Source organism: Microvirga sp. 2MCAF38 (assembly GCF_052115485.1).
GTDB lineage: Bacteria > Pseudomonadota > Alphaproteobacteria > Rhizobiales > Beijerinckiaceae > Microvirga.
In genome coordinates, this window is record NZ_JBFRGU010000007.1 from 108,422 (window position 1) to 130,330 (window position 21,909).

24 protein-coding genes are annotated in these 21,909 nt (G+C 61.8%); 4 read left to right on the forward strand and 20 right to left on the reverse strand.

What is annotated here, in order from left to right; genetic code table 11:
- The first annotated feature begins 76 nt into the window (after window positions 1-76).
- The gene (locus AB4072_RS15685) at window positions 77-424 is read left to right on the forward strand and encodes a MarR family transcriptional regulator (protein ID WP_441969416.1); all 348 of its coding nucleotides are present in this window, start codon (window positions 77-79) and stop codon (window positions 422-424) included.
- A complete protein-coding gene (locus AB4072_RS15690; RefSeq protein WP_441969417.1) occupies window positions 421-1,284 on the forward strand; it encodes a C40 family peptidase in 864 nt (287 codons plus the stop codon). The genes AB4072_RS15685 and AB4072_RS15690 overlap by 4 nt, the downstream gene beginning before the upstream one ends.
- A 114-nt stretch (window positions 1,285-1,398) precedes the next feature.
- Here the strand turns inward: AB4072_RS15690 and deoA are convergent, their stop codons facing one another.
- The 9 genes from deoA to AB4072_RS15735 all read right to left on the reverse strand — a co-directional run bounded on the left by deoA (window position 1,399) and on the right by AB4072_RS15735 (window position 9,847).
- Window positions 1,399-2,715 carry a thymidine phosphorylase gene (gene deoA / locus AB4072_RS15695; RefSeq protein ID WP_441969483.1) on the reverse strand — a complete coding sequence of 439 codons (1,317 nt, stop codon included), beginning with the start codon at window positions 2,713-2,715 and terminating at the stop codon, window positions 1,399-1,401.
- 7 nt (window positions 2,716-2,722) lie between these two features.
- Window positions 2,723-3,484, reverse strand: coding sequence for a deoxyribose-phosphate aldolase (deoC, locus tag AB4072_RS15700; RefSeq protein WP_441969419.1), 762 nt, complete (start codon window positions 3,482-3,484; stop codon window positions 2,723-2,725).
- Window positions 3,477-4,292, reverse strand: coding sequence for a purine-nucleoside phosphorylase (locus tag AB4072_RS15705; protein ID WP_441969421.1), 816 nt, complete (start codon window positions 4,290-4,292; stop codon window positions 3,477-3,479). Before AB4072_RS15705 ends, deoC begins: the two co-directional genes overlap by 8 nt.
- Window positions 4,293-4,319: 27 nt before the next feature.
- The gene (locus tag AB4072_RS15710) at window positions 4,320-4,721 is read right to left on the reverse strand and encodes a cytidine deaminase (RefSeq protein WP_441969423.1); all 402 of its coding nucleotides are present in this window, start codon (window positions 4,719-4,721) and stop codon (window positions 4,320-4,322) included.
- Window positions 4,722-4,724: 3 nt separating this feature from the next.
- Window positions 4,725-5,630: an ABC transporter permease gene (locus tag AB4072_RS15715; protein WP_441969425.1), complete on the reverse strand. Its 906-nt coding sequence runs from the start codon at window positions 5,628-5,630 to the stop codon at window positions 4,725-4,727.
- A gap of 3 nt (window positions 5,631-5,633) precedes the next feature.
- A complete protein-coding gene (locus AB4072_RS15720) occupies window positions 5,634-6,740 on the reverse strand; it encodes an ABC transporter permease (RefSeq protein ID WP_441969427.1) in 1,107 nt (368 codons plus the stop codon).
- Complete coding sequence (locus AB4072_RS15725) at window positions 6,737-7,171, reverse strand: VOC family protein (RefSeq protein WP_441969428.1); 435 nt, start codon at window positions 7,169-7,171, stop codon at window positions 6,737-6,739. The genes AB4072_RS15720 and AB4072_RS15725 overlap by 4 nt, the downstream gene beginning before the upstream one ends.
- On the reverse strand, window positions 7,171-8,694 hold the full coding sequence (locus AB4072_RS15730; protein ID WP_441969430.1) for an ABC transporter ATP-binding protein: 1,524 nt from the start codon (window positions 8,692-8,694) through the stop codon (window positions 7,171-7,173). Before AB4072_RS15730 ends, AB4072_RS15725 begins: the two co-directional genes overlap by 1 nt.
- Before the next feature lie 154 nt (window positions 8,695-8,848).
- Window positions 8,849-9,847: a BMP family lipoprotein gene (locus AB4072_RS15735; RefSeq protein ID WP_441969485.1), complete on the reverse strand. Its 999-nt coding sequence runs from the start codon at window positions 9,845-9,847 to the stop codon at window positions 8,849-8,851.
- Between the two features lie 223 nt (window positions 9,848-10,070).
- Here AB4072_RS15735 and AB4072_RS15740 point away from each other — a divergent pair, with 223 nt between their 5' ends.
- The gene (locus AB4072_RS15740) at window positions 10,071-10,892 is read left to right on the forward strand and encodes a HesA/MoeB/ThiF family protein (RefSeq protein WP_441969431.1); all 822 of its coding nucleotides are present in this window, start codon (window positions 10,071-10,073) and stop codon (window positions 10,890-10,892) included.
- A gap of 63 nt (window positions 10,893-10,955) precedes the next feature.
- Here AB4072_RS15740 and pheT read toward each other — a convergent pair whose 3' ends face one another.
- From pheT to AB4072_RS15775, 7 genes are all read right to left on the reverse strand, one after another.
- On the reverse strand, window positions 10,956-13,379 hold the full coding sequence (pheT, locus tag AB4072_RS15745) for a phenylalanine--tRNA ligase subunit beta (protein ID WP_441969433.1): 2,424 nt from the start codon (window positions 13,377-13,379) through the stop codon (window positions 10,956-10,958).
- On the reverse strand, window positions 13,376-13,906 hold the full coding sequence (locus tag AB4072_RS15750; RefSeq protein WP_441969435.1) for an endonuclease domain-containing protein: 531 nt from the start codon (window positions 13,904-13,906) through the stop codon (window positions 13,376-13,378). The genes pheT and AB4072_RS15750 overlap by 4 nt, the downstream gene beginning before the upstream one ends.
- Complete coding sequence (pheS, locus tag AB4072_RS15755; RefSeq protein ID WP_441969437.1) at window positions 13,903-14,985, reverse strand: phenylalanine--tRNA ligase subunit alpha; 1,083 nt, start codon at window positions 14,983-14,985, stop codon at window positions 13,903-13,905. Before pheS ends, AB4072_RS15750 begins: the two co-directional genes overlap by 4 nt.
- Window positions 14,986-15,189: 204 nt before the next feature.
- Window positions 15,190-15,558 (reverse strand): 50S ribosomal protein L20, encoded by a 369-nt coding sequence (gene rplT, locus AB4072_RS15760; protein WP_196271720.1) that lies wholly within the window; start codon window positions 15,556-15,558, stop codon window positions 15,190-15,192.
- 41 nt (window positions 15,559-15,599) lie between these two features.
- On the reverse strand, window positions 15,600-15,800 hold the full coding sequence (gene rpmI / locus AB4072_RS15765; protein ID WP_441969439.1) for a 50S ribosomal protein L35: 201 nt from the start codon (window positions 15,798-15,800) through the stop codon (window positions 15,600-15,602).
- A 200-nt stretch (window positions 15,801-16,000) separates the two neighbouring features.
- Entirely contained in the window at window positions 16,001-16,531 is a 531-nt protein-coding gene (gene infC, locus AB4072_RS15770) for a translation initiation factor IF-3 (protein ID WP_441969441.1), read from the reverse strand.
- Between the two features lie 120 nt (window positions 16,532-16,651).
- Window positions 16,652-17,836 carry a glycosyltransferase family 4 protein gene (locus tag AB4072_RS15775; RefSeq protein ID WP_441969443.1) on the reverse strand — a complete coding sequence of 395 codons (1,185 nt, stop codon included), beginning with the start codon at window positions 17,834-17,836 and terminating at the stop codon, window positions 16,652-16,654.
- A gap of 127 nt (window positions 17,837-17,963) precedes the next feature.
- Between AB4072_RS15775 and AB4072_RS15780 the strand changes: the two genes are divergently transcribed.
- Complete coding sequence (locus AB4072_RS15780) at window positions 17,964-18,725, forward strand: alpha/beta hydrolase (protein WP_441969445.1); 762 nt, start codon at window positions 17,964-17,966, stop codon at window positions 18,723-18,725.
- Between the two features lie 9 nt (window positions 18,726-18,734).
- Here AB4072_RS15780 and AB4072_RS15785 read toward each other — a convergent pair whose 3' ends face one another.
- The 4 genes from AB4072_RS15785 to argH all read right to left on the reverse strand — a co-directional run bounded on the left by AB4072_RS15785 (window position 18,735) and on the right by argH (window position 21,815).
- Entirely contained in the window at window positions 18,735-19,439 is a 705-nt protein-coding gene (locus AB4072_RS15785; protein WP_441969447.1) for a pentapeptide repeat-containing protein, read from the reverse strand.
- A 96-nt stretch (window positions 19,440-19,535) separates the two neighbouring features.
- Window positions 19,536-19,790 (reverse strand): DUF1150 family protein, encoded by a 255-nt coding sequence (locus tag AB4072_RS15790; RefSeq protein WP_441969449.1) that lies wholly within the window; start codon window positions 19,788-19,790, stop codon window positions 19,536-19,538.
- 23 nt (window positions 19,791-19,813) lie between these two features.
- Window positions 19,814-20,248: an Hsp20 family protein gene (locus AB4072_RS15795; RefSeq protein ID WP_441969451.1), complete on the reverse strand. Its 435-nt coding sequence runs from the start codon at window positions 20,246-20,248 to the stop codon at window positions 19,814-19,816.
- A 166-nt stretch (window positions 20,249-20,414) separates the two neighbouring features.
- Window positions 20,415-21,815, reverse strand: coding sequence for an argininosuccinate lyase (argH, locus tag AB4072_RS15800; protein ID WP_441969453.1), 1,401 nt, complete (start codon window positions 21,813-21,815; stop codon window positions 20,415-20,417).
- Window positions 21,816-21,909 lie beyond the last annotated feature (94 nt).

The window sequence follows — 21,909 nt, forward strand, 5'->3', positions numbered from 1 at the left end:
TAAGCATAGCGACAGGCTCGGCTTGCACCACGCGGAAGCTGTAGAATAATACGGCCCCGAAACGAATGGTGCGGCCATGCCTGTCGAATTGCGCGCTCTGCAAGCCCTGAGGCTCTGGCACGATGTCAATCTCGACCTCGTGCATGAAGGAGCCGACCTGTCCGTGCGGCAGATTGCGATCCTACTCACGATCTATCTCGAAGCGCCTCCGCACACAGTGCGTGGCCTCGCCAAGAAGCTCAACGTGACGAAGCCCGTGATCACCCGTGCTCTCGACAGCATGGGCAAGCTCGACCTTGTGACACGGCGACGCGACGAGCTTGACCGGCGCAACGTCATCATTCAGCGCACAGTCGCTGGCGCGTTGGCGGTGGAACGACTAGGAGATATCATCGCTATTCGCGCCAAGGAGTTGCCGCTATGACCTTCGACCGCCGCATCACGCCCTTCCGGTCAGATCTCGCCGACGAGCGTCTGCGCGGCAAAGTCGAGGCTGAGCGCTTCGCCACGGGCACTCTCAAACGCGTCATCGCACCGTGCATATCGCTGCACCGCCGTCCCGCTACCGACGCGCCCATCGATACGCAGGCGATCTTCGGCGAACTGGCGCGGGTCTATGACGAGCATGACGGTTGGGCGTGGATCCAGCTCGAAAACGACGGCTATGTTGGCTACGTTTCCAGCGCGGCTTTGGGCACGAATATCGAGCCGACCCACCGCATCGGCACGATCCGCAGCTTTCTCTATCCTGGCCCGAGTTTGAAGCTGCCGTTCCTCGATCATCTGCCGATGAATGCGGCGGTGAGCGTCACCAAAATCGAAGGCGATTATGCGGAGCTTGCGACCGGCGGCTTCGTATTCGCGCCGCATCTCATCGGGCTCGATGTGACGGAGCCTGATTTCGTCAGCGTCGCCGAGCGCTTCCTGCACGTGCCTTATCTCTGGGGCGGCAAGTCGAGCCTCGGACTCGACTGCTCGGGTCTCGCGCAAACATCGCTCAAGGCCGCCGGCATTTCAGCGCCCCGCGACAGCGACATGCAGGAAGAACAAGTCGGTGTGCAGGTCGAGATCCGTTCCGATCTGAGCGATCTCAAGCGCGGCGATCTCGTGTTCTGGAAAGGCCATGTGGGCATGATGCAGGACGAGACCCGCCTGCTTCACGCCACCGGTTTCACGATGACGGTTCTCTCTGAACCTCTGCGCGTCGCGCAGGAGCGTATTCTGGCGAACGAGGCAAGGCCCATCACCTCGATCAAACGTCTGCCATCGCTCGGTAGGAAGTGAAGCCGCGAAAGCTTCACCCTTTCGAGCACGATCAGAACAAGTGAAAATCGGTTGTTCGCCCGGATTATGCGGAATCTAAAGAATCGAGTGCTTGATCATTTCAAAGAGACATGATCAAGCACTCGCGTCGACGCGCTCCAGAATGGAAGGTGCGCTTTTGGCCGGGGCATCGCCAATCGTATAAGCAAGGCGCAACTGCGCCGCTGCCGCTTCAGCCTGCGATTCCGTCTGCGCATGAACAATGCCGAGCGGGCGTTGCGAATCCACGCGCTCACCGACGCCGGCAAGATCTGTCAAGCCGACGGCGTGATCGATTGCGTCCTGCGGGCGCGTTCTGCCACCGCCAAGCGCAACAACGGCGACGCCCACATCGCGCGTAGCGACGCGCTGTACGATGCCAGCGTGCTCAGCATGAATCGCGCGAACAATTGGCGCGGCCTTCAAATGCGCGGACGGCTTATCCAGAAGATCGCTCGGCCCACCGAGGGCGACGACCATGCGCTGGAAAATCTCGGCAGCCTTACCGGATGAAATCGCGTGCTCGATCTTCGCGCGCGCATCGTCGATGGTCGCGGCGAGCTTGCCGAGCACCAGCATCTCCGCGCACAACTCCACGGTCACTTCATGGAAGCGCTTCTCGCGGCGACGACCCGTGAGATAATCGGCGGTATAGGCCACCTCGACCGCATTGCCTGCGGCGGATGCGAGCGGTTCGTGCATATCGGTCAGAAGCGCGCTTGTGGGCAGGCCCGCACCGTTGGCGACAAGAACGAGGCTCTCGGCGAGCGCGCGCGCGTCCTTCGCATTGTCCATGAAAGCGCCGGATCCGCATTTCACGTCCATCACCAGACCCTGCAATCCAGCAGCGAGTTTCTTCGATAAAATCGAAGCCGTGATGAGGTCGACGGATTCCACCGTGCCCGTCACATCGCGAATGGCATAGAGCCGTTTGTCGGCAGGCGCGAGGTCCGCCGTCTGGCCGATGATGGCGCAACCGATCTCGCGCGTCACACGGCGAAACGTTTCGATGTCGGGCTGTGACACGTAACCCGGAATGGAATCGAGCTTGTCGAGCGTGCCACCTGTGTGGCCGAGCCCGCGACCGGAAATCATCGGCACATAGCCACCGCACGCCGCGACTGCCGGTGCGAGCGCGAGGCTCACCGTATCGCCGACGCCGCCAGTGGAATGCTTGTCGAGCACCGGACCCGGCAGGTCCCATTTCAGCACTTCACCGGAACTCATCATCGCGCGCGTCAGCGCCACGCGCTCCGGCACGGAGAGGCCGCGAAAGAACACGGCCATGGCGAAGGACGCCGCCTGTCCCTCGGAGACGCGGCCTGTCGTGATGCCTTCCACGAATTCTTGAATCTCTTCGGCGGCAAGCGCGCCGCCGTCACGCTTGCGGCGGATGAATTCCTGCGGAAGCATCGTCATATCAATAAGTTCCTGCGGACGTCGGGCCCGTACGGCCTTCGATGGTGGCAATCAAAGCATCGTAAACACTGCTCGCGCCGATGCGAAACGTCTTCGGCGTCGCCCAGCCTGCACCCATGATGCGGTCTGCGAGCGCGATATAGAATGCGGCGTCCTCGGACGTGCGGATGTCGCCGGATGGCTTGAACCCGACGGGACGCGCAGACGCCTTGATGACGTTAAGCATGATCTCTGCCCCTTCCGGCGTCGCGGAAACGGGAGACTTGCCGGTGGATGTCTTGATGAAATCGGCGCCCGCATCAATCGACAAACGACTCGCGGTTTCGATCAAGGCGGGATCGACAAGCTCGCCCGTTTCAAGAATGACCTTGAGGAGACGCCCTTGATCGGCAATCTCGCGCACCACCGCGACCATCTCAGTGGCGGATTCGAGATCTCCGCGACGCACGGCGTCATAGGGCAAAACAAGATCGATCTCATTCGCGCCGTCACTCAGCGCTTCCTTCACATCGTCCATCACGCGGGCGATATCCTCAGCCCCGGTGGGAAAATTCGCCACAGTGGCGACACGCACGGGTGAGCCCCTCAGCGCATCGCGTGCGCGCGTCACGAATTGCGGCCATATGCACACGGCGGCGACAGGCCCGCGCGGATCGCGCGCCTTTTCACACAAAGCATCGATGGCACGATCCGTGCAGTTGTCGGTGAGATCCGTCAGATCGAGACAGCGCAGCGCCCGCCGCGCGGTTTCAACATCAACCATGAGATAACTCGACAACAAACGCGCGAATGAGGCGCTTGAATTTTTCCGAGGCTTCCGCCGCCGTGTCCTTGGTTTCCTGATGCGAAGGCGATGCGCCCTCGATGCCCGCCGCGAGATTGGTGACAAGCGAAATCGCCATCACGCGCAATCCGAAATAACGCGCGAAGATTACTTCCGGCACGGTCGACATGCCGACGAGATCACCGCCGAGAACCTGCACCATCTTGATCTCGGCGGGCGTCTCGAAGCTCGGCCCGGAGAGCCACGCATACACGCCTTCCGGCAGATCGATTCCGCTGCGGTCGGCTGCTTTCTTCAACGTCCGTCGCAGAGCTTCGTCATAGGCGCCCGTGAGCGAGACGAAGCGCCCTTCCGTGTGATCGCGCAGAAGCGGATTCGTGCCCGACAGATTGAGATGGTCATTAATCGCGACAATGCTGCCAGGGCGAATATTCGCGCGCACGGAACCGGCCGCATTAGTCGCGACGAGAACCGGAATGCCGAGCTCTTTCACAAGCGAAACGGGAAGGCGCATCGCGCCCGCATCACCAGTCTCGTAATAATGCGCCCGGCCCTGGAACAGCAGAACGCGACGACCTTCGATACGGCCCGCAACGAGACGGCCAGCATGACCCGACACGCCGCTTTTCGGAAAATGCGGAATGTCCGCATAGGCCAGACTTACCGCATCTTCGACTTCGTCGACGAGGGTGCCAAGTCCCGTGCCAAGCACGAAGGCGGCATCGAAATGACCATCGAAGCCACGGGCACGAACGAAGGCGGCCGTCTCTTGAACATTCTGTTCCATGAGAAATCTCTTGTCTTAAATCTTGGCTTAAAGAGTTAGGTTGTCGGGCCCGAATGAAAAGGGCAGCAACGCATCGAGCGTGAAGCTCTTGCGGATTCCTTCAGGCCCCGCGACGTGAATCGGCGTCTCGGGCGAAGCGAATTCGCGAATGCGCTGACGGCACCCGCCGCACGGCGTGACCAAATGCTCGCCCTCACCCATCACCACGATGGCTGCGATGCGATTTTCGCCGCCTGCGAGCATGGCCGAGATCGCTCCTGCTTCCGCGCAAGAGCCAACGGGATAGGCGGCGTTTTCCACATTGCAGCCGACAAAGACCTTGCCGCTCGGCGTGAGAATGGCCGCGCCGACCTTGAACCGCGAATAAGGCGCATAGGCTTTGGCCTGAACTATCTTGGCGGCCTCGAAAAGAGAATCGAGCGAAGACATGGATCAGCGCTCCTTCACATAGGGCATGCCGGCCGCGCGTGGCGGAATAGCTTTGCCGATCACGCCCGCGAGCAGAACGACGGTCAAGAGATAGGGCAGGGCCTGAATAGCCTGCACCGGCACCTCGCCGATCCCCGGCAGGGAAATGCCCTGCAGGCGGATAGCCACAGCATCCAGAACTCCAAAGAGGAAGCAGGTGGCCAGGGCCGGCCATGCACGCCACTTGGCGAAGATCAGTGCGGCAAGCGCGATGAAGCCTTTGCCCGCCGTCATGTTCGGCAGGAAGCCCGCCGATTGGCCAACGGAAAGATAGGTACCCCCCAAACCGCAAAGCGCACCGCAAATCACCACGGCGGCATAGCGTAGTCCCGTCACCGAAATGCCCGCCGTATCAACCGCCGCCGGATTCTCACCGACCGCGCGAAGACGCAAGCCGAAGCGTGTCTTGCCGAGCACGAACCACGTCACCGGCACGGCCAGAAGCGCGAGATACACCGGCGCGGAATGACCGAGGAAAATTTCATCGAAAAGTTCTGCACCCTCGAGGGGCGGCGTGCGTCCGCCCTGTCCGTACCAAGCATTTCCGATGACCGCGGTGAGGCCGACGGCGAGCATGTTGATGGCGACGCCCGACACGATCTGATTGCCGCGTTGGCTGATGGAGGCAAAGCCATGAATGAGGGCAAAGGCGATCGCAGCGCCGATGCCTGCGACGAGGCCGATCCAGGCCGAGCCCGACGCATGCGCGGCAGCGGCAGCGGCAAAGGCCGCAACGAGCATCTTGCCTTCAAGGCCGATATCGACAACGCCGGAGCGCTCGGACCAAAGCCCCGCGAGACACGCCGCGAGAAGTGGAATCGACAGCCTCAAGGAGGAATCGAAAACGCTTATGAAAAAGCCGAGATCCATGGTTCAAGCCCTCGCCTGTCTCAGCGTCGGCGCCAAAACCCGCGCGACGATGCGGCGGAAGAGCCCTTCAAGAGCGCCCGCGAAGAGAATGATGATGCCGCCGATGACAACGACCATGTCGCGCGTAATCGCCGGCTGCTCAAATGCAAGCTCTGCGCCGCCTTGATAGAGAATGCCGAACAACAACGATGCGAGGATGATGCCGAACGGATGCGCGCGCCCCATGAGCGCGACGGCAATGCCGACGAAACCGTAACCGGAGGTGAATTCGAGCAGAAGGCGGTGCTGATAGCCCATCAGCTCGTTCACGGCGAGCCCACCCGCGAGCGCACCGGAAAGTGTCATGGCGATGACGATGATGCGCGCGGGCGAGATGCCCGCATAGACCGCAGCGAGCGGGTTCGATCCCACCGTGCGGATCGCGTAGCCGAGGCGCGAGCGATAGATCAGAAGCCAAATCGCATAGGACGCCGCGAGCGCGAGAACGAACGTGAGATTGAGCTGTGAGGGCGCAATCTCGATGCCGAACGCGGCGAACACGTCGTGCATAAACGGGATATTCGACTGCTCCGGAAAAGTGCGCGTCTCCGGGTTCATGTTGGTCGGTTCGCGCAGAACGTTGACGAGGAGGTAAACGATCAAAACGCTCGCAAGCCAATTGAACATGATCGTCGTGATCACGATGTGGCTGCCGCGCTTGGCTTGCAGATAGCCGGGAATAGCTCCCCACAGCGCGCCGAACGCAGCCGCGCCGAGAATGCCCAGCGGCACCAGAATGAAGCCGGGAAGAAAATTCAGGTTGAGCAGCACTAGCGCGGTCCCAAGACCCGCAAGCGTCGCCTGCCCTTCCGCGCCGATATTGAAAAGGCCTGCGTGATAGGCAACCGCGACCGCAAGCCCGGTGAAGATGAAGTTCGTCGTATAGAACAGCGTGAAGCCGAGCCCTTCGCCCGTACCGAGACTGCCCTGCAACAGCAGGCGCGTCGCCGTCAGCGGGTTTTCACCGATGCCGACGACGACGAGGCCTGCCACGAAAAACGCCGCGACGACGGAAACCGCCGGAACGAGGGCCGTATCGGCCCATTTGGGAAGATCAATGGGAGCGCTCACGACTGGCTATCCGGCAAAAACATATGACCCTGCTCATCGAGAGGGAAGAAAGGATTCCAGGCGACTTCCCACAGATGCCCATCCGGATCCGCGAAGTAACCTGAGTAACCGCCCCAGAACACATCCTGAAGCGGCTTGATTTCACGCGCGCCCGCGGCAATTGCCGACGCGAAGACCTCGTCGGCCTCCTCTTTCGAGCGCGCGTTGTAAGCTAACGAGACCGCGGAAAATCCGGTGGGGCGATCTTCCACATGCGCGTCCTTCGCCAAATCGGCACGACCGAACAACGCGAGCGCCAGACCGTTCGCCTGGAAGAAGGTGATGCCCGGCTGGCTGGCGCTCGAGGCCTTCCAGCCCCACGCCGCATAGAAGGCTGTCGCCTTCGCAACATCCACGACGCCCAATGTGACGAGAGTCAAACGTGGTTGCATCAGGCGGCCTTATCCGTCACGCCGGCCATGAGAAGGCCGAGGTCCTGTTCGTTGGTTTCCGTCGCGTTGCGCTCGCCCGTAATCTGACCGCCGCACATGGTCAGGATGCGATCGGAGAGATTCATGATCTCGTCGAGTTCGACCGAGACGAGCAGAATGCCGACGCCCGCATCGCGCAGCGCGATGAGACGACGATGGATAAACTCGATGGCGCCAATATCGACACCGCGCGTCGGCTGACCGATGAGCAGCACTTTCGGATTGCGCTCGATCTCGCGTGCGAGAACGATTTTCTGCTGATTACCGCCCGAGAACTTGGACGATTTCAGTCGTGGCGCGGGCGGGCGCACATCATAGGCTTCCATCTTCGACGACAGGTCGGCGATCATGCGGCCGTGATCGAGAAGAGGCCCAGGCCCCAGGCGCGGATCGTCAGTGAAACCAAGCACCGCGCTCTCGAAGGCGGGGAAAGCGGGCACGAGGCCCATGCGCAACCGATCCTCCGGCACATGCAGAAGGCCGAGCTTGCGCATGGCGTGCGGATTGTGCTCGTCGTAGCGGATTTCGCGCCCTTCGAAACGGATCTTGCCGAGCACCTGCTGGCGCATACCGGCGAGCGTTTCGAGCAATTCGCTCTGCCCGTTGCCGGCCACTCCGGCAATGCCGACGATCTCCCCCGCGCGCACAGTCAATGACGCATTCGCCACGCGTAGCACACCACGGCTATCGATGACCGAAAGGCCCTCGACTTCCAAGAGTGGCGCACCCGGTTCGCGGGCGGATTTCTCGACGCGCAGAAGCACATGACGACCGACCATCAATTCCGCGAGAGCCGGAGGCGATGTGTCTTTCGTCTCGACGCTCGCCACCATCTCGCCGCGCCGCATCACGGAAACGCAGTCCGTCGCGGCCATGATTTCGCGCAGCTTGTGCGTGATGAGAATGACGGTCTTGCCCTGCGCCTTCAGCGCGCGCAGCAACTCGAAAAGAGCATCGGCCTCGGACGGCGTGAGCACCGCCGTCGGCTCGTCCAGAATGAGAATATCCGCGCCGCGATAAAGGGCTTTGAGAATCTCGACGCGCTGCTGAAGGCCGACAGACAGATCGCCAACGGTCGCATCGGGATCGATCTCGAGACCGTATTCGCTCGACAGGCGCGCTAGTTCCGCGCGCACTTTCGCCTCGCCTGCGCGCAGCATGAAGCCGCCCTCCGCGCCGAGCATCACATTGTCGACGACGCTCAGCGGCTCGACCAGCATGAAATGCTGGTGAACCATGCCGATGCCGACCGAAATCGCGTCATTGGGCGAGGAGATGGAAACAGGCTTGCCATTGATACGGATCTCGCCGGAATCGGCTTCGTAAAATCCGTAGAGAATCGACATGAGCGTGGACTTGCCCGCGCCGTTCTCGCCGACGATGCCATGAATCGTCCCGCGCTCGACGGCAAGGTTCACATCCTTGTTGGCGCGAACATCGCCGAAGCGCTTGTTGATGGCCTGTAATTCGATGGCGGGAGACATCGGGAAACTCACCACATCATCCCCGGTCCGGGAGCGTCCCGACTGGTGGATGGAAAATGATTGAACGACCGCGCTCCCCATGTGGAACGCAGTCGCCCCTTGATCCTGTCCTGCCGCGCGCCGGGCGCGGCAGGCAGAAAGACAGCCTAGCGGGTTATTGCACCGGGCACTTGGAGTCGGACATGTAGTCGTGCACCTTGATGGCGCCCGACTTGATGTCGGCGGAAGCCTTGTCGACAGCAGCCTTCATCTCCGGGGTGATCAACGCCTTGTTGTTGTCGTCGAGCGCCCAGGCCACACCCTCTTCCTTGAGGCCGAGCACGGAAACGCCCGGCTTGAAGGTGCCCTTCTTGGCCTGATCGAACGCGTTGTAAGTCGCGATATCGACACGCTTCACCATGGAGGTGAGGATCTTGCCGGGCTGCAGGGCGTTTTGGTTCGAATCGACGCCGATGCCGAGCTTGCCCGCCTTGGCGGCCGCACCCAGAACGCCGACGCCGGTGCCACCGGCCGCGTGGTAGACCACGTCAGCGCCGCGGTCGATCTGGCTCTTGGCGAGTTCGCCGCCCTTCACCGGATCGTTCCATGCAGCACCGGTGGTGCCGGTCATGTTCTGGAACACTTCGGCGTTAGCCTTGGCGTATTTCGCGCCCTGGACGTAGCCGCAAGCGAACTTGCGGATCAGCGGAATGTCCATGCCGCCGACGAAGCCGACCTTGCCGGACTTGGAAGCCTGAACGGCGAGAAGACCGACGAGGAACGAACCCTCGTGCTCCTTGAACACGATGGACTGCACGTTCGGCTTCTCGACGACGGCGTCGATGATGGCGAACTTGGTCTTCGGGAACTCGTCCGCGACCTTCTTCAGCGCGGTTTCCTGGCTGAAGCCGACCGCCACGATGGGCGAGAAGCCGTCACGGGCGAAGCGGCGCAGGGCCTGCTCACGCTGAGCGTCGTTCTGCGGCTCGAAATCGCGGTAATCGGTGCCCGTGTCCTTCTTGTACTTCTCGGCGCCCGTCTGCACGCCTTCGTTGAAGGACTTATCGAACTTACCGCCGAGATCGTAGACGACCGCCGGCTTGAAAACCTCCTGCGCGAAGGCCGCCGTTGCGGAAAAGGCGACGCCTGCGAGCGCAAAGCCAAGTTTCTTCATTGTCATGGACATATTCCCCTGTCTGGTCCCGGATGTTACCCGGTTGCCTTGAGACGATGGCACGGGAAGGGCCATGCGCCAAGCACCCTGTCAAGCAAACATGCCATTTGCTCCCAAGAATGGTTGATGACCACCCCTTCGAACCCATGGTGTCGCCTCGAGGCCTATGGCGCGGCCAGAATAGCCATATTCAAGGAGAGCGGTCTTGTTCTAAACTTCGCTCATGTCGCTGAGAACCGAAGAAATCGAACGTTATGCCCGCCACCTGGTGCTTCAGGACGTGGGCGGTCCGGGCCAGGCGAGGCTCAAAGCCGCACGCGTTCTTGTCATCGGCGCGGGAGGACTCGGTTCGCCGGTTCTTCAATATCTCGCAGCAGCAGGCGTGGGCACGCTCGGGATCGTCGACGACGACGTGGTCTCGCTCTCGAACCTGCAACGGCAGGTGATCCATGGAACGCCGGATATCGGACAGCCGAAGGTGCAAAGCGCCGGCGCGGCCCTTCGGCGCCTCAACCCGGAGATCGCGATCCACGAACATGCCCTTCGGATCTCGCCCGAGAATGCGCAAAGTCTGATCGAGGCGTACGATCTCGTGGTGGATGGGTCCGACAATTTCGAGACGCGCTATGCGGTCTCAGACGCCTGCTTTCACGCCCGCCGCCCGCTTGTCACCGCGGCGCTCGGCCAGTTCGACGGTTCGATCACCACGATCCGGGCCCATGAGACGGGGCCCGACGGCAAACCCAATCCCACCTATCGCTGCCTTTTCCCCTCCCCGCCCCCACCGGGAACGATTCCCACCTGCGCGGAAGCAGGGGTGCTCGGCGCGCTCGCCGGGGTCATGGGGAGCCTGATGGCGATGGAGATCATCCGCGAAATCGTCGGCTTCGGTGAGAGTCTCGTCGGGCGTTTGCTGATGGTGGATGCGCGCTCAATGCGCTTCGATACGGTGCGCTACGGGTGGGATGAAGGCAATCCGTTGAGTGGCTTGCAGTCGTCATCCCGGCCGAAGCGCAGCGAAGAGTCGGGATCGCGCGTCGAGTAAAGCGCCTCTTCCGGACAACAACCCCGGATCGCGGCTTTGGCCGCGTCCGGGATAGCCGCTTTGCTAGCCGCGCAAAGTCGCTCCCGTCTTCTTCACCACTTCCGCGACGATCTTCTGCGACACCGCTTCGATCTCCACGTCGGTCAGCGTCTTCTCCGTCGGCTGAAGAGTGACCGCGATGGCGACTGACTTCTTGTCGGGGTCGATGCCGATGCCCTCATAGACGTCGAACACCTCGACACCCGAGATGAGCTGGCGTTCCGCCGCCTGCACGGCCTTGACGATATCGCCCGCCGCCACGCTGCGCGTGACCACGAAGGCGAAATCGCGGGAGACGGGCTGGAAGTCGGAGAGAACGAGCTTCGGCTTCATCTTCGTAGGCTTCGCCTTCGGCGGCACGAGCGCATCGAGGGTGATTTCGAAAGCGACGAGCGGGCCCTTGAGGTCCAGCGCCTTCAACACCTTCGGATGCACTTCACCGAACGCGCCGACCACGTTCTTGGGGCCAAATTGCAGGATCGCTGAGCGGCCAGGATGGAACCATGCCGGACCGCCGGGAACCACTTGCAGACCGCCGACGGGAATGCCGAGCGAGGCGAGAAGCGACAGCGCATCTTCCTTCGCATCGAACGCATCGACAGCAACCGCGCCGCCGCGCCAATGACGGCCCACACCCTCGGAACGAGCGGTGCCGCGACGGACGCCGGTCGCTTTAATGGTCTGGCCTTCCGGCTCGTCGGAGGCGAAGCACTGGCCGACTTCGAAAAGCGCCACGTCGCCATAGCCGCGATCCGCATTGCGCTGCGCCGCCTTCAACAGGCCCGGCAGCAGACTCGGACGCATGTCGGAGAGATCCGCCGCGATGGGATTGGCGAGCGCGAGTTTCGGATCGCCGCCGCCGAACAACACTGCCTCGTCCTTCGCGATGAAGGACCAGGTGACGGCTTCCACGAGGCCGCGCGAGGCGAGCGTGCGTTTGGCGAGGCGCGTGCGCTTCTGGATGAGGGTGAGGATCGGCTTTGCCACCGCCGCTTCGAGACGTGGCAGCGGCTGCGGCGCTATGCGGTCAACGCCCGCGATGCGGATGACCTCTTCGACGAGATCCGCCTTGCCCTCGATATCGGGACGCCAGGACGGCGATGTGACCTTCACTATCTGGCCCGTGCCTTCGACTTTGAAGCCGAGCTTGTCCAAAATAGCCTTGGCTTCCGTCTGCGGCACATCGAGGCCGGAGAGACGGAGCGTCTCGGACCAGGGGAATTCGATGACGCGGGTATGATCTGGCACCGCGCCCGCGACCACGGCCTCGCTCGCCTCGCCGCCGCACAGATCGATGACCATCTGCGTCGCGAGATCGAGACCCGGCACCGTGAAAGCCGGATCCACACCGCGCTCAAAACGATAGCGCGCATCCGTGATGATACCGAGTTTGCGGCCCGATTGCGCGATGTTGAGCGGATCCCACAGCGCGGATTCGATCAGCACATCCGTCGTCGTCTCATCGCAGCCCGAATGCTCGCCGCCCATAATGCCGGCGATGGATTCGACGCCGTTATTGTCCGCGATCACCACGTTGCCGGAATCGAGCGTGTAGGTGCGCCCGTCGAGCGCCACGATCTCCTCGCCGTCCTTGGCGCGGCGAACGACAAGATTCCCCGCCACCTTCTTCGCATCGAAGACGTGGAGCGGACGACCCCGGTCGAAGGTCATGAAATTGGTGATGTCGACGAGCGCGTTGATCGGGCGAAGGCCGATGGACGATAAGCGCCGCTGCAGCCATTCCGGCGACGGGCCGTTTTTGACGCCGCGCACCAGGCGCAGAGCGAAAGTCGGGCACAGCTTTTCGTCGCCTGCCGCGAAATCGCGCTTCACCGAAACCGGGCAAGCGCCCTTGCCCTGAACCGGCTTCACCGCACCGTTTTTCAACGTGCCGATGCCGGTCGCCGCGAGATCGCGGGCGATGCCGAAGATCGAGGTGCAATCGGGCCGGTTCGGCGTGAGATTGATCTCGATCACCGGGTCGTCGAGTCTGGCATAAGCGGCGTAGGGCTGGCCGACCGGCGCGTCGACGGGAAGGTCGAGAATGCCGTCGTGATCGTTGGAGAGCTCGAGCTCCGCGCCCGAGCACAACATGCCATGACTTTCGACGCCGCGAATGGTGCCGACGCTCAGCGTGATGTTCTTGCCCGGAACGTAGGTGCCGGGCGGCGCGAACACGCTCTTCATGCCGGTGCGGGCATTGGGCGCGCCGCAGACCACCTGCACCGGCGCACCTTCGCCCGTATCGACCATGCACACGCGAAGACGATCCGCATTCGGATGCTGCTCGGCCGAAATCACATAGGCGACCTTGTAGGGCGCGAGCGCTTTCGCCTTGTCCTCGACACCTTCGACCTCAAGGCCGATGCGCGTCAGCGTTTCCACGATCTCATCGAGAGACGCCGTGGTGTCGAGATGGTCTTTCAACCAGGAAAGGGAGAATTTCATGATCTGTCTCCTGCTTCGGGCAGGTCGATGGGAAGATGGGCGAAAATGGTATCGAGCACGCTATCGAGTTCGGTGAGAACATCGCGGTTCCAGAAGCGCAGCACGCGATAACCCTGCGAGGAGAGCCACGCATCGCGAACCTCATCGGCTGCAATGCCACGCTCGAATCCGTGCTGGGCTCCATCGACTTCAATCACAAGCTTCGTTCTGTGGCAGACGAAATCGACGATGTAGGATCCCATCGGCACCTGACGGCGGATATGCAGCCCCTGAAAGCGATGCGCCTTCAACCCGTGCCACAGCTTGCGCTCGGCAGGTGTGAGTTCGCGACGCAACTGCTTAGCCTGCGCCCGTTGCCGAGCACCGACTTCCGCATGAGCGACCCTATCCCCTCCCCCCTTGTGGAGGAGGGAGGGGGGTATGGCGCCAACGGGTCGATCGTCGTGCCCGGACGAACCGTTGCCACCCCCCTCTCCGGCTCTCCCCCACAAGGGGGGAGAGGGGTCATTGGAGATTGCTTCGATCATGACGACAGGCCGCCGACAAGGCTTGGAATATCCAGCGGGCGGAAGCCGTAATGATTCAGCCAGCGGACATCGGCCTCGAAGAAGGGGCGAAGGTCGGGCATGCCGTATTTCAGCATGGCGATGCGGTCGATGCCCATGCCCCAGGCGAAACCCTGGACCTTATCGGGATCGAGGCCGCAATTGCGCAAGACGTTCGGATGCACCATGCCGCAGCCGAGAATTTCGAGCCAATCCGTGCCTTCGCCGAAGCGGATTTCGCCGCCCTTGCGGGAGCACTGGATGTCGACCTCGGCCGAAGGCTCGGTGAAGGGGAAGAAGGATGGGCGGAAGCGCATCTTCACCTGATCGACCTCGAAGAACGCCTTACAGAACTCTTCCAGCACCCACTTCATGTGCGCGATGTTGGCGGTCTCGTCGATGACGAGGCCTTCCACCTGGTGGAACATCGGCGTGTGGGTCTGGTCGGAATCGTGGCGATAGGTGCGGCCCGGAATGACGACGCGGATCGGTGGGGCTTGCGTCTTCATGGTGCGGATCTGCACTGGGGACGTGTGCGTGCGCAGAACCTTGCGCTCGCCCTTCTCGTCGGGAGCGAGGAAGAAGGTGTCGTGCATCTCGCGCGCCGGGTGCCCTTCGGGGAAGTTCAGCGCGGTGAAGTTGAGATAGTCGGTTTCGATATCCGGCCCTTCCGCCACATGGAAACCCATATCGGCGAAAATGGCCGTGATCTCGTCGATGACCTGGCTGATCGGGTGGATGCGTCCGCGAATCTCGGGGCCGTCCTGCACGGGCAGCGTCACATCGAGACGCTCGGCGGAAAGGCGCGCCTCGAGGGCAGCTTCGGCGAGAGCATCCTTCTTGGCGCCGAGCGCACCCTGCACCTTGTCACGCAGGCCGTTGATGAGCGGCCCCTTCTCCTTGCGCTCCTCGGGCGACATCGCCCCCAAAGTCTTGAGGAGTTCGGAGACGAAGCCCTTCTTGCCGAGCGCGGCGACGCGCAGAGCTTCGAGAGCCGGCTCATCCGAGGCAGCTTCGACCTGCTTGAGCAGATCAGTTTCGAGTTGGTTGAGGTCGGTCATCGGTCCCGTGCCAGAATGCGTGCGCTTGAGTGAGACGCGGCGCGGGAACCGTCAAGCCTTCCGAGCCACAAAAAATCGAACGACAGCTTTTGGCGCCGTCGGTGCGAATGGTCTCGGAGGCTGAGGCATGATCCGAAGAGACCATGCGGTATCAAGAGGGGGCGCAGCTGAAAACAGGTTCAGCCGCGCCGGAACTAAGGTGTCTTAGGCAGCCTGCGCGGGCAGGGAAGCCTTGGCGCGCTCCACGTAAGCGGCGAAAGCAGCCGGCTCGTGGATGGCCATTTCGGACAGAACCTTGCGATCGATCTCGATCCCAGCCTTGCCGAGACCGTCGATAAATCGGGAATAGGTCAAGCCGTGCAGACGGACAGCGGCGTTGAGACGCTGGATCCAGAGAGCGCGGAAAACGCGCTTCTTGTTCTTACGGTCGCGATAAGCATATTGCATGCTCTTCTCGACCGCCTGCTTGGCGATGCGGATGGTATTCTTGCGGCGGCCATAAAAGCCCTTGGCGGCCTTCAGAACCTTCTTGTGCTTGGCGTGGGCGGTAACGCCCCGTTTGACGCGGGCCATGGAAAAACTCCTTCAAAATCCGGGATGTGGAAAAGAACGTCTCAGCCGTTGGGCAGGAAGAACTTCTTCACGTTGTACGCGTCGCTCTCGAACATGACGTTCGTGCCGCGCAGGTTGCGGATCTGCTTCTTGGTCCGCTTGATCATCCCGTGGCGCTTGCCGGACTGGGCGTAAACGACCTTACCGGTGCCGGTGATTTTGAAGCGCTTTTTGGCGCCCGACTTCGTCTTCAGCTTGGGCATTTTGCTCTCCTTTAGGAGGGCTCTCACGGCGCGTAACGCCTTGAAATCCCTAAGTATTGCTGCATTGAGCAAAACAAACCGCCACGGCAGCCCTTACAGCCGGGCGGTTCGATGAAGGGCGGCTTATGGCAGAAGGCGCCCCAAAAAGCAATGGCCGCCTCGGGTGAGGCGACCACTGAAAAATGACTTTGAATTTCGCCTTAGCGAGGCGCCAGAACCATGACGACCTGACGGCCCTCGAAATTCGGCTCCATCTCGACCTTGGCGATATCGCCGACGTCCGATTTGACGCGATCGAGAACTTTGAGGCCCAAATCCTGGTGCGCCATCTCGCGACCGCGGAAGCGGAGCGTGATCTTGACCTTGTTGCCTTCCTCGAAGAACGACTTCATCGCGCGCATCTTCACGTCGTAATCGTGATCGTCGATGCCCGGACGCAGCTTGATTTCCTTGACCTCGACGGTCTTCTGCTTCTTACGCGCCTCAGCCGCCTTCTTCTGCTCGAGAAAGCGATATTTGCCGTAATCGAGAATTTTACAGACGGGTGGCTCTGCGTTCGGGGAGATCTCGACGAGATCGAGCCCAGCGTCCTCGGCAATCCGGAGGGCGTCGAAAAAGGCCATCACGCCGCGATTCTGGCCGGTGTCATCAATCAACTGCACTTCGCGGACGCCGCGAATGTCTCGGTTGGCGCGCGGTCCCTCTTTCTGTGGGACCGGCAAAGCTCTCATTGGTCTGCGAATGGCTCATATCTCCTATTGAGGCTCGGTCATAACGAGAGAAGCCAGTGCTTCTGCAACGCGTTCCCGATGCCGTGAGTAAAGTGACATTTCGCGCAAATCGGCGCGAAGTCAACTCGCCCGGCGTGCGAAACGTCCTTCCAGCAGGGCAGAATAAACATCCAAGGTGCTGGAAACCATCCGCTCGAGGGAAAAGTTGTGCTCCACATGGATGCGTGCGCGGGAGCTCAAACCCGCCCGTGCCGTCGCACCAAGGCTCAAGGCCTCTCCAATGGCGTCAGCCAGGGCGTCGGCATCACCCGGTGCAATCCGCCATCCGGTGCGCTCATAGGGCGGCACGGCCGGCGGCGATAGAACGGTTTCCGGAACCGCACCGAGATCGGAAACAACGACCGGCGTTCCCATGGCTTGCGCCTCCACCGCCGAGCGGCCGAACGCCTCCGGCTCGGTCGAGGGAACGGTAACGACGGAAGCGGCCAGGAAAGCCGCCGGCATATCGGTACAATGGCCGACACGGCGCACAACGCCCTTCAACTTCCGCGACTCGATGAGGCTGTCGATTTCCTTGACGTAAGAATCCCGCCCCTGCGGATCGCCCGCGAGAATGAAGGCCGCATCGCTGAGACCGGAATCGCGCAACTTCGCAGCCGCCTCGATCAGGACCTTCTGCCCCTTCCAGCCGGTCAGGCGCGCGGCGAGCAGTACGACGCGCTCGTGAGGCGAAACACCCCAGGCCTTGCGTAAGGCCTCGACCCGTTCGGGGGCCACCATCGCAGGAGAGAACTGGCCGAAATCGGTACCGCGATGAATCACCCGGATCCGGTCGGTCGCCTGCGGGTAGAGAGAGCGGATGAGATCGCCCGTATAGTAAGAGTTGGCGATGATCGCGTCTCCGCGTGCCATCACCGAATTATAAAGCACCTTGATCGAGGAGCGGCCCGCATAGCTACCGTGATAGGTGGTGACGAAGGGTAATTCGAGGGATCGCGCCGTGCCCAGTGCGACCCATGCAGGAGCGCGGGACCGTGCATGCAGAAGCGACACTTTCTCCTTCACGCAGATCTTGGCGAGCTTGCGCACGTTGAGCGCCATGGAGAACGGGTTCTTGGTCTTGGCGGGAAAAGGAATCCACACGCCGCCCTTAGCCTGCAATTCCCCAACGAGACGCCCGCCTTCTGTCGCCACAAGCGCCCGCGCCCCGATATGGGCGAGCCCTTCGGCGATGTCGACACTCGTGCGCTCGGCTCCGCCCGCTTCCAGCTCAGGGATGATCTGGAGAATCGTTCGTCCGGCCAAGGGATGATGTCGTGAGGATCGGAATGCCGCCCCTCCGGGTCGCGTCGCGGAACTCACCGGTGTAAGAGCCCTCTTCGTAAAATCATTCGACTAATGTCTCTCTGAAGCAGTTGAGGATGGGTTAACCATGGCGCACCTTTTAACAGTCGGCCACGGATCGGCGGAACGCCGGATCGCGGTGCTGCGTCAAGAAGGCCGCAATCCGCCGGTAATCTGGCTCGGAGGCTTCAAGTCCGACATGCGCGCCACCAAGGCGGAGGCGGTGAATGCCTGGGCCGAACGGACAGGCCGCGCCTTCATTCGCTTTGACTATAGCGGCCACGGAGAATCCAGCGGCAATTTCGAGGAAGGAACGATTTCCCGCTGGCTTGAAGACGCGCTGGCGGTGATCGAGAGCGAGGCGAAAGCGCGCCCGATTTTGGTCGGCTCCTCCATGGGCGGTTGGATTTCCTTACTCGCGACCCGCTACCTCATGGACAAGCGGCCCGACCTCGCGCCCCTCGGCCTCGTTCTCATCGCCCCTGCCGTCGATTTCACGGATCGGCTGATGTGGGATCGCTTTCCTGAGGATATCAAGCGCGCGGTGATGGAGACCGGGGTCTACCACCGCCCCTCACCCTATTCGCCCGATCCCTACCCGATCACGCGCGGGCTGATCGAAGACGGACGCCGTCACCTCCTGCTCGACGGGCCGATTCGCACCGGCTGCCCAGTGACGATCCTCCAAGGGATGAAAGACCCCGACGTGCCGTGGAAGCACGCGCTCCTGCTGGTGGAGCATCTGCCGGGCGACAGTGCCTGCCTCACCCTCATCAAGGATGGAGATCACCGGCTCTCGACACCGGAAGACCTGGAGCGCCTGACCGACGCCATCGAAGCGATCGCTTAAAGGCAGTGCTCAGAGCACCTTCAAGCCCATCTCCGCCAGAAGATCGCCGGCCTGGCTGCGCGAGATCGTGGCGCCCTTGAACTTACGCGCATCGTTGAGGCGAAGGCCTCCAAGATCCGCGCCGCGTAGGTCTGCTCCCTCGAAGCGGGCGTCCACGAGATGGGACTCGCGCAGGCTGGATTCCTCGAACACAGCGTCACGGAAATCGCATTTGGTAAGGTCCGCAAGGCTGAAATCCACCCGGTGAATTCGGACTTTCCGGAATGAGAAGCCAGGCAAGCGGGCCGCCGACAAGGTCGTTTCCCTGAAGGACGTCCCTGTCGATTTCGTCTGACTCAAATCAGCGCCGGTGAGCTTGCAGGCGTTGAACGCCGCTTGCGAGAGAGACGCGCCGACGAAAACCGCATTGTTGAAATCGCTCGACTGGAACACCGCCTCGGTGAGGATGGCGGCCGTAAAGTTGGCGAAGCCTCCCCGGCATCCCTCGAAAGCGGCATTTTCAAGCCTCGCGCTCGTCAGGTTTGCCCGCTTGAGAACGCAACCCTCAAACCGCCAATCCGCCATGTCGAGATTCGACAGGTCAGCTCCCTCGAAATCGCAATTCACAAAAAGGGCCGGCGTCGGGGCGGAAGCGAGGGTCACCAATTCCGCCCGCGACGGCGATCCCCCTTCGATCCTGGTGTGGTTGGGGGTGGCCGGGGAAGCAAGGGTCATAGAGCCGCCAAGAGTTCGTCGGGCAAAAGGTCGTTGCGTTGAATCGCGGGAGAGCCAGCACGCCGCTCTTCGGCGGCATGCTGAGCGGTTTTCCGGTTAGTGCAGGCTCACCGTCTGCAAATCATGCGCCCAGGCATTGGCGACGGCGGCGTCACGCGTGTCGGTAAGGACGATGGGCGCGCCGCTGGCGGAGACCAGGGCGAAGAGTTGAAGGCCGGGCTGGATCTTCGGTGCATCCGGGAAAGCCTTTGCCACATCGTCCGAGCGCATGGGTTTCACATAGGCCATCTGCCCCTCGCCGAGAGCGGCGAGTTCGGAAGACTGGAAGGTGAAGTTGAGATCATTGTTCAAAGGAACCTCCTTCGCGAAAACCGTTACGCTTCGTCAGTCGTCAGAATGTCAATCTTGCGAACGATGCGTGCCGGCTCCGGCCGGATGAGATCGATCGAAAGAAGACCATTGGAGAGATCCGCACCCAGAACCTCCATGCCGTCGACAAGAAGGAAGGTGCGCTGAAACTGACGGGCGGCGATGCCGCGATGCAGGAAATGCCTGGCTTTGTCGTCGGTCTGACGTCCGCGGATGACGAGCTGGTTTTCTTCCAGGGTCACTTCGAGCTGTTCCCGGGTGAACCCGGCAACGGCCAGCGTGATCCGAAGGCGCTCGGGATCGCTCATCGTGCGCGCGAGGCGCTCGATATTATACGGCGGGTATCCATCGCCCGCGGCTTTGGCGACCCGGTCGAGCGCCTGCTCGATTTCATCGAAACCCAGCAGGTAAGGATGCCCAAAGGGCGACTGACGCGACATATTCGAAGCCCACGTTAGAAAGGCACTTCGGTTGAATGTGAGCCCGCTCTTGCGGCGCTCAAACGGGCCGAACCGGCCCGCTTCCGACAATATGGAGGCTCTGCCCGCCCCTATCAAGACCTTGACCAGGGCAGGCTCAACAAGCTGATTTTATTCTAGAAACTGGTCAGACGCGGCTCTTCCACCACGCCACCTGCTCGGCGACGCGTTCGGGCGAGGTACCGCCGAAGCTTTGCCGCGAGCGCACGGAATTCTCCACGCTCAGCACCTCGAAGATGCCCTGGTTGATGCGCGGTTCGACCGCTTGCATCACGTCCAGCGGAAGCTCTTCCAGGGTCACGCCGCGCTTCTCGGCTTCCGAGACGATGCGGCCCGTAACGTGATGCGCATCGCGGAACGGAATGTTGAGGCTGCGCACCAGCCAGTCGGCGAGATCGGTGGCGGTGGAGAAGCCCGCACCGGCCACAGCCGCCATGCGCTCCTTCACAGGCTCGATGTCCTCGATCATGCCGGTCATGGCGGCGAGCACGATTTCGATGCTGTCGGCGGCATCGAAAACCTGCTCCTTGTCCTCCTGCATGTCCTTGGAATAGGTCAGCGGCAAGCCCTTCATCATGGTGAGAGCGGCCATCAGCGAGCCGAAGATGCGACCGGACTTGCCGCGCACCAGCTCCGCCGCGTCGGGATTGCGCTTCTGCGGCATCATGCTCGAACCGGTGGTCCAGCGGTCGGGCAGACGCACGAAGCCGAAGGGTGCCGACATCCAGATGATGATCTCTTCCGCCAGCCGCGACAGATGCACGGCAGCGATGGAGGCAATCGACATGAACTCGAGAAGGCTGTCGCGGTCCGACACGGAATCCAGCGAATTGCGGGTCGGCCCGTCGAAGCCAAGGGCCGCCGCCGTCTGATGACGGTCGATGGGGAAGGACGTGCCGGCAAGCGCGCCTGCGCCCAACGGACACTCATTGAGCCGCTTGCGTGAATCGCGGATGCGGCTGCGATCGCGGGCGAACATTTCCACATAGGCCATGAGATGGTGACCGAACGTCACAGGCTGGGCGCTCTGGAGATGCGTGAAGCCGGGCATCACAGTCGCCACATGGGCTCCGGCCTTGGCGAGGAGCGCCTTCATGAGGCGGGTCAGTTGCTCGTCCGTACGGTCATGGGCTTCGCGTATCCACAGGCGGATATCGACGGCGACCTGATCGTTACGGCTGCGGGCAGTGTGGAGGCGGGCCGCCGGATCGCCGACGACTTCGCGAAGCCTGCTTTCCACATTCATGTGGATGTCTTCGAGCGCCTTGGAGAAGGTGAAATCGCCATTCTCGATTTCGCCCAAAACCCGTTGCAGGCCCTGGTGAATCGCATCGCGGTCGGCGGGAGAGATGATGCCTTGCTTCGCCAGCATGTTGCTGTGCGCGAGCGAACCTTGGATATCTTGGGACGCCAGACGCTTGTCGAAATCGATCGAGGCGTTGATGGCCTCCATCAAAGCGCTCGGAGAGGACGAAAAACGCCCGCCCCACATGGCATTGGCGGCAGGCTTCTTGGCTTCTTCAGACACGGGCGACCATCCGGATTACGAGAATGCCGAGCCTTTGCCACAGATTGCCCTTTCAGGCCAAGGCGAAACAATGTTTTGCGCGACGATTGGGCGA

Coding starts and splice junctions, on each gene's coding strand:
- AB4072_RS15685 (WP_441969416.1), top strand. CDS start 77: ATGCCTGTCGAATTGCGCGCTCTGCAAGCCCTGAGGCTCTGGCACGAT.
- AB4072_RS15690 (WP_441969417.1), top strand. CDS start 421: ATGACCTTCGACCGCCGCATCACGCCCTTCCGGTCAGATCTCGCCGAC.
- deoA (WP_441969483.1), bottom strand. CDS start 2,715: ATGCTTCCGCAGGAATTCATCCGCCGCAAGCGTGACGGCGGCGCGCTT.
- deoC (WP_441969419.1), bottom strand. CDS start 3,484: ATGGTTGATGTTGAAACCGCGCGGCGGGCGCTGCGCTGTCTCGATCTG.
- AB4072_RS15705 (WP_441969421.1), bottom strand. CDS start 4,292: ATGGAACAGAATGTTCAAGAGACGGCCGCCTTCGTTCGTGCCCGTGGC.
- AB4072_RS15710 (WP_441969423.1), bottom strand. CDS start 4,721: ATGTCTTCGCTCGATTCTCTTTTCGAGGCCGCCAAGATAGTTCAGGCC.
- AB4072_RS15715 (WP_441969425.1), bottom strand. CDS start 5,630: ATGGATCTCGGCTTTTTCATAAGCGTTTTCGATTCCTCCTTGAGGCTG.
- AB4072_RS15725 (WP_441969428.1), bottom strand. CDS start 7,171: ATGCAACCACGTTTGACTCTCGTCACATTGGGCGTCGTGGATGTTGCG.
- AB4072_RS15730 (WP_441969430.1), bottom strand. CDS start 8,694: ATGTCTCCCGCCATCGAATTACAGGCCATCAACAAGCGCTTCGGCGAT.
- AB4072_RS15735 (WP_441969485.1), bottom strand. CDS start 9,847: ATGAAGAAACTTGGCTTTGCGCTCGCAGGCGTCGCCTTTTCCGCAACG.
- AB4072_RS15740 (WP_441969431.1), top strand. CDS start 10,071: ATGTCGCTGAGAACCGAAGAAATCGAACGTTATGCCCGCCACCTGGTG.
- pheT (WP_441969433.1), bottom strand. CDS start 13,379: ATGAAATTCTCCCTTTCCTGGTTGAAAGACCATCTCGACACCACGGCG.
- AB4072_RS15750 (WP_441969435.1), bottom strand. CDS start 13,906: ATGATCGAAGCAATCTCCAATGACCCCTCTCCCCCCTTGTGGGGGAGA.
- pheS (WP_441969437.1), bottom strand. CDS start 14,985: ATGACCGACCTCAACCAACTCGAAACTGATCTGCTCAAGCAGGTCGAA.
- rplT (WP_196271720.1), bottom strand. CDS start 15,558: ATGGCCCGCGTCAAACGGGGCGTTACCGCCCACGCCAAGCACAAGAAG.
- rpmI (WP_441969439.1), bottom strand. CDS start 15,800: ATGCCCAAGCTGAAGACGAAGTCGGGCGCCAAAAAGCGCTTCAAAATC.
- infC (WP_441969441.1), bottom strand. CDS start 16,531: ATGAGAGCTTTGCCGGTCCCACAGAAAGAGGGACCGCGCGCCAACCGA.
- AB4072_RS15780 (WP_441969445.1), top strand. CDS start 17,964: ATGGCGCACCTTTTAACAGTCGGCCACGGATCGGCGGAACGCCGGATC.
- AB4072_RS15785 (WP_441969447.1), bottom strand. CDS start 19,439: ATGACCCTTGCTTCCCCGGCCACCCCCAACCACACCAGGATCGAAGGG.
- AB4072_RS15795 (WP_441969451.1), bottom strand. CDS start 20,248: ATGTCGCGTCAGTCGCCCTTTGGGCATCCTTACCTGCTGGGTTTCGAT.